The 4,931-nt window shown below is 68.0% G+C and carries 7 protein-coding genes and 1 pseudogene; 2 read left to right on the top strand and 6 right to left on the bottom strand.

Annotation, left to right across the window (positions count from 1 at the left end):
• On the bottom strand, positions 1–1,582 hold a 1,582-nt coding region (sppA, locus tag QOI01_RS34070; RefSeq protein WP_526388319.1), incomplete at its 3' end, for a signal peptide peptidase SppA.
• A gap of 61 nt (positions 1,583–1,643) precedes the next feature.
• Between sppA and QOI01_RS34065 the strand changes: the two genes are divergently transcribed.
• Both QOI01_RS34065 and QOI01_RS34060 read left to right on the top strand, forming a co-directional pair.
• Entirely contained in the window at positions 1,644–2,570 is a 927-nt protein-coding gene (locus QOI01_RS34065; RefSeq protein WP_526388317.1) for an LLM class flavin-dependent oxidoreductase, read from the top strand.
• Positions 2,571–2,680: 110 nt separating this feature from the next.
• Positions 2,681–3,013 (top strand): PE-PGRS family protein, encoded by a 333-nt coding sequence (locus QOI01_RS34060; protein ID WP_526388315.1) that lies wholly within the window; start codon positions 2,681–2,683, stop codon positions 3,011–3,013.
• An 80-nt stretch (positions 3,014–3,093) separates the two neighbouring features.
• Here the strand turns inward: QOI01_RS34060 and rplO are convergent, their stop codons facing one another.
• The 5 genes and pseudogenes from rplO to QOI01_RS34035 form a co-directional block, all read right to left on the bottom strand.
• On the bottom strand, positions 3,094–3,534 hold the full coding sequence (gene rplO, locus QOI01_RS34055) for a 50S ribosomal protein L15 (protein ID WP_526388313.1): 441 nt from the start codon (positions 3,532–3,534) through the stop codon (positions 3,094–3,096).
• Positions 3,534–3,713 carry a 50S ribosomal protein L30 gene (rpmD, locus tag QOI01_RS34050; protein WP_526388311.1) on the bottom strand — a complete coding sequence of 60 codons (180 nt, stop codon included), beginning with the start codon at positions 3,711–3,713 and terminating at the stop codon, positions 3,534–3,536. The genes rplO and rpmD overlap by 1 nt, the downstream gene beginning before the upstream one ends.
• Before the next feature lie 2 nt (positions 3,714–3,715).
• Entirely contained in the window at positions 3,716–4,402 is a 687-nt protein-coding gene (rpsE, locus tag QOI01_RS34045; RefSeq protein ID WP_526388310.1) for a 30S ribosomal protein S5, read from the bottom strand.
• Between the two features lie 28 nt (positions 4,403–4,430).
• A complete protein-coding gene (rplR, locus tag QOI01_RS34040) occupies positions 4,431–4,799 on the bottom strand; it encodes a 50S ribosomal protein L18 (RefSeq protein WP_526388321.1) in 369 nt (122 codons plus the stop codon).
• Between the two features lie 35 nt (positions 4,800–4,834).
• Positions 4,835–4,931 (bottom strand): annotated as a pseudogene (locus QOI01_RS34035) (50S ribosomal protein L6); the annotation flags it as partial.

Raw genomic sequence — 4,931 nt, 5'->3', positions numbered from 1 at the left:
TGACGTCGGAGTCGGCGTCGAAACCGGCAAGCACCTTTGCGCGATCGATCGCGTTCCGCAAGCCACCGAGTTCGTCGACCAACCCGCGTTCCTTCGCGTCGGCGCCGGTCCACACGCGACCGCGCGCCACCGCGTCGACCGCCTCGACAGTCATGTTGCGGCCCTCCGCAACACGTTGCACGAAGTCGGCGTAGAACAGGTCGGCCTCGGCCTCGACGTGGGTATGCTGCTCGTCGGTGAACGGCGCGTTCGCCGACCAGGCGTTGGCATTCGCGTTGGTGCGCACCGAGTCTGAGCCGATGCCGAGACGCTCCTTGAGGTCACGCGCGATGAACTTGCCGGTGACCACTCCGATGGAGCCGGTGAGCGTGCCCGCGTTGGCGACGATCGCATCCGCAGCCATCGACACGTAGTATCCGCCGGATGCCGCGACGGCGCCCATCGAGGCGACGACCGGCTTGCCTGCCTCGCGCAACCGAACCACCTCGCGCCAAATTGTCTCCGAGCCGGTGACGGATCCTCCGGGACTTTCGACGCGCAGGACGACCGCGGACACGTCGTCGTCGGCCCCCGCTTCGCGCAGCGCGGCGGCGATGGTGTCACCGCCGGCGCTGGACGTTCCCAGCGGTGACAGCTGACGTCCGCCACGACCGCTGACGATGGGCCCGGCCAGCGTCACGACGGCAATGGTCGGCTTGGACTTGCGGCCGGGCAGGGACGGCGTGGACCCCGGCGCCGTCGCGCGCGCGTAACGAGACAGGTAGAGCCGCGGTGACGCGTCGGGATCGTCGGGTGTGACAGCCGGTGCGCCTGCCAGTTCGGCGATGCGCGCATACGCCTCGTCGCGGAACCCGATGCGATCGACGAGGCGCCCGGTGACCGCGTCGTCGCGCAGCAGTGGCGCCTTGTCTGCCAGCGCGTCGACGTCGTCCGCCTCCAGGTGCCGTGACGCCGCCACGGCCGCGAGCACCTGTTCGTTCAGGCTCTCGATGAGCCGGCCGTCGGCCTCCCGGTGCGCCTCCGTGTAGCTCTCCTCGGTGAACAGGTTCGCCGCCGACTTGTATTCGCCGCGTGCGATGAACTGCGCCTGGATGCCCGCCTTCGCCAACGCGTCGCGCAGAAACAGTGCGTTGGTCGCGAACCCGACCAGACCCACGGTGCCCGACGGCTGCATCCACACCTCGCGGAACGCGGACGCCAGGTAATAGGACATCGTGCCCGGATAGGTTTCCGCCCATGCCAGTGAGGGCTTGGTGTCGCTGAACTCGGCGATCGCCTCGCGCAGCTCCTGTACCGGCCCGGCCTGCGCAGCGGGCAGCTGCACGCGCGCGATCAGCCCTGCGACGCGATCGTCCTTCGCCGCCCGCCGGATGGCCGCGACCGCCTCGCGTAGAAGCAGGGGCTTGCCGTTGCCGGTGAGCATGGCCAGCGGATCGAAGCCGCTCGACTCCGGTGGCATCGACTGGAGGTCCAGTTCGAGCACGCAGCCACTGGGCACGCCGTTGTGACGCGCGGTGTCCACCTTGCGCACGATCGCTCGCAATTCGCCGGTGCCGGGCACGTCTGTCAGGAAACTGAGCATGCCGCGAGCCTACCGATGACGGCGTCAACCCCTCCGAGGCTCTGGTCGTAAGCTGGATCGGGTGCGGTTGTCGATCTCTCTGCCACAACTCGACGTGGACGGCTTCGACGCGCTCGCGTTCAAGGCGTACCTGCTCCGCGCCGAGGAACTCGGCTTCGACGGCGGCTGGACGATGGAGCAGACGATCGGCGCCGAGCGGTTGATCGCGCCGATGGAGCTGCTCTCCTACGCAGCCGCGTGCACCACCCGGCTGCGGCTGGGCGTCGCGGTCATCGTGTCGTCGCTACACGACCCATTGCAGCTGGCCGCCACGGCCACGGCCGTCGACCGGCTCAGCCACGGCAGACTCGACCTCGGAGTGGCACCCGGCGGCGGGTTCCGTCAATTCGCCGCGTTCGGGATCGACCCAAAGACGTTCATCAGCAGTTTCACCGAGGGTCTCGAGCTGATGAAGGCAGCTTGGTCGGACGGGGAGCGGGTGACGTTTCACGGCAGCTTCCGCGATGTCGACGACCTGCCGATCCAGCCCAAGCCCGTGCAGCGGCCGCACCCACCGATCTGGTTCGGCGGCACCGCTGGGGCCGCGCTGGCCCGTGCGGTGCGCCTCGGCGACTCCTTCCTCGGTGCGGGTTCCTCCACCACCGAAACGTTCGTCAAGGTGGCCGCCACGGTGCGCAGGGAACTCGAGCTCCAAGGCCGGGATCCGGCAGCCTTCACGATCGGCAAGCGCGTCTACCTGATGATCGACGACGACGCCGCTCGTGCGCGCGAACGCGTCGTCGCTGGACTGCACCGCAAGTACGGCGGGATGCCCGGGATCGAGGCGGTGCCGGTGTCGGGTACCCCGGCCGAGGTGGCCGCCGGGCTAAGCGCCGTCATCGACGCCGGAGCGCAGATGATTCTGCTCAACCCACTAGGCGACGACGTCGCCGAGGATCGCCAGCAAATGGAGCGGCTCGCGGCCGAGGTGCTGCCGCAGTTGCACTGACCCATCGCACGTCACGACCGGTACCTAGTGGAGCTTCGTTGTGTGACGCAGATTTCGTTTGGCTACGTTTTAACGCCGCCACAGCGTGGTACTACCGCGACATGAAAGCGATGAAACTGATAACCCCGATGATCATGGCCGGTGCTGCCGCGACGGCGATCTTCGCCGCGCCGATCGCTGTGGCGGAGAATTTCGCGATTGCGGCAGGCACCCAGACCACTCAGTTCGCCCCGCAGAGTCCGGGAGGTGATGGCTGCGCCAACGGCGCGTGCGGCAACGGTGGCCCCCAGGGCGGCGGAGGCTGCACCACCGACGGCACGTGCGGAAACGGTGGTCCGCAAGGTGGCGGGGGCTGCACCGCCGACGGCAAGTGCGGCCACGGCGGACCCGGCGGCGGAGGCGGCTGCGTGCCCGGCGTCGGCTGCTTCGAGTACGGGTCCTGAGACGCCCAGGACGAACTAACTCGACCAGATGAACGAAGGAGCCCCCGCGCGCAAGCGGACGGGGGCTCTCTACGTTTGATCTACAGCTCGGTGACGGAACCACCTGCGGCGCTGATCTTGTCGCGCGCGCTGCCACTGAACTTGTGGGCGGTTACGTCGACCTTGACGTTCAGCTTGCCGTCGCCGAGCACCTTGACCAAGGTGTTCTTGCGAACCGCACCGGAAGCGACAAGCTCCTCGACACCGACCGTGCCGCCCTTGGGGAACAGCCGGTTGAGATCTGCGACGTTGACGACCTCGTACTCGGTGCGGAACCGGTTGCGGAAGCCCTTGAGCTTCGGCAGCCGCATGTGAATCGGCATCTGGCCACCCTCGAACGTCACGGGGACGTTCTTGCGCGCCTTGGTGCCCTTGGTGCCGCGGCCCGCGGTCTTGCCCTTCGAGCCCTCGCCACGACCGACGCGGGTCTTGGCGGTCTTGGACCCTGGCGCGGGACGCAGGTCGTGCAGTTTGATGGTCATTACGCCTCCTCAACGGTGACGAGGTGGTGGACGACGGCCAGCAGGCCGCGCGTCTGTGCATTGTCCTCGCGGACTACGGTCTGACGGATCTTGCGCAGTCCGAGACTCCGCAGGCTCTCGCGCTGCTTCCAGCGCGCACCGACGGTGCTACGCACCTGGGTGATCTTCACTTCAGCCATGACTATGCCGATCCTTCACGCGCGGCCGCAGCGGCCAGCGCTTCGCTCTCACGTCGCGCCTTGAGCATGCTCGGCGGGGCGACGTCCTCGATCGGAAGTCCACGACGGGCGGCGACTTCCTCAGGACGCTGGATCATCTTCAGCGCGGCCACGGTGGCGTGAACCACGTTGATCGCGTTGTCACTACCCAGCGACTTGGCCAGAATGTCGTGCACGCCTGCGCATTCCAGCACCGCGCGGCACGCGCCACCGGCGATGACGCCGGTACCCGCGCTGGCGGGACGCAGCATGACCACACCTGCGGCCGCTTCACCCTGAACGGGGTGGACGATGGTCCCGCCGATCAGTGGAACGCGGAAGAAGCTCTTGCGCGCTTCCTCGACGCCCTTGGCGATCGCGGCGGGAACTTCCTTGGCCTTGCCGTAGCCGACACCGACCATGCCGTTGCCGTCGCCGACGATGACCAGCGCGGTGAAGCTGAAGCGCCGACCGCCCTTGACCACCTTCGACACGCGGTTGATGGCGACGACGCGCTCGAGGAAGTTGCTCTTGTCTCCACCGTCGCGGCCACCACGGCCACCACGGTCGTCACGGCGACCGCGTCCGTCGCGGTCACCGCCGCCGCCCCGTGGGGGCCGGCTGCCGGTGGTGCCCGCCGCTCCGGTTCCTGCTGCTGGCTGATCAGCCATCATGCAGTCCTTCCGTCTTGAGTCTTCATCAGAATTTCAGTCCGCTCTCGCGGGCGGCATCGGCCAGTGCGGCGATGCGGCCGCCGTAGGTGTTTCCACCGCGGTCGAACACGACCGAGTCGATGCCGGCGGACTTGGCGCGCTCCGCGATCAGCTGTCCGACCCGGACGCTGTGGGCCTTCTTGTCACCCTCGACGGCACGAACGTCGGCCTCGATGGACGACGCGGCGGCCAGCGTGGTGCCGGTCTGGTCGTCCACCAGTTGCACGTGAATGTGCCGCGATGAGCGGTTGACCACGAGGCGCGGACGCTCCGCAGTACCGGCGACCTTCTTGCGCAACCGGGCGTGGCGACGGGTCCGCGAAACCCGCCGGGTCTCGGAAACGTTCTGCCCCAGCGGCTTCCGCTTGACGGTTTCTGTATTGGCAGCCATTACTTACCTGTCTTTCCGACCTTGCGGCGGATCTGCTCGCCTTCGTAGCGAACGCCCTTGCCCTTGTACGGGTCCGGGCGGCGCAGGCGGCGGATG

It is taken from the genome of Mycobacterium sp., from assembly GCF_032162605.1.
Classification (GTDB): domain Bacteria; phylum Actinomycetota; class Actinomycetes; order Mycobacteriales; family Mycobacteriaceae; genus Mycobacterium.
Note: the sequence above shows the minus strand (reverse complement) of the source record. Positions and strands in the feature narration are given on the sequence as shown.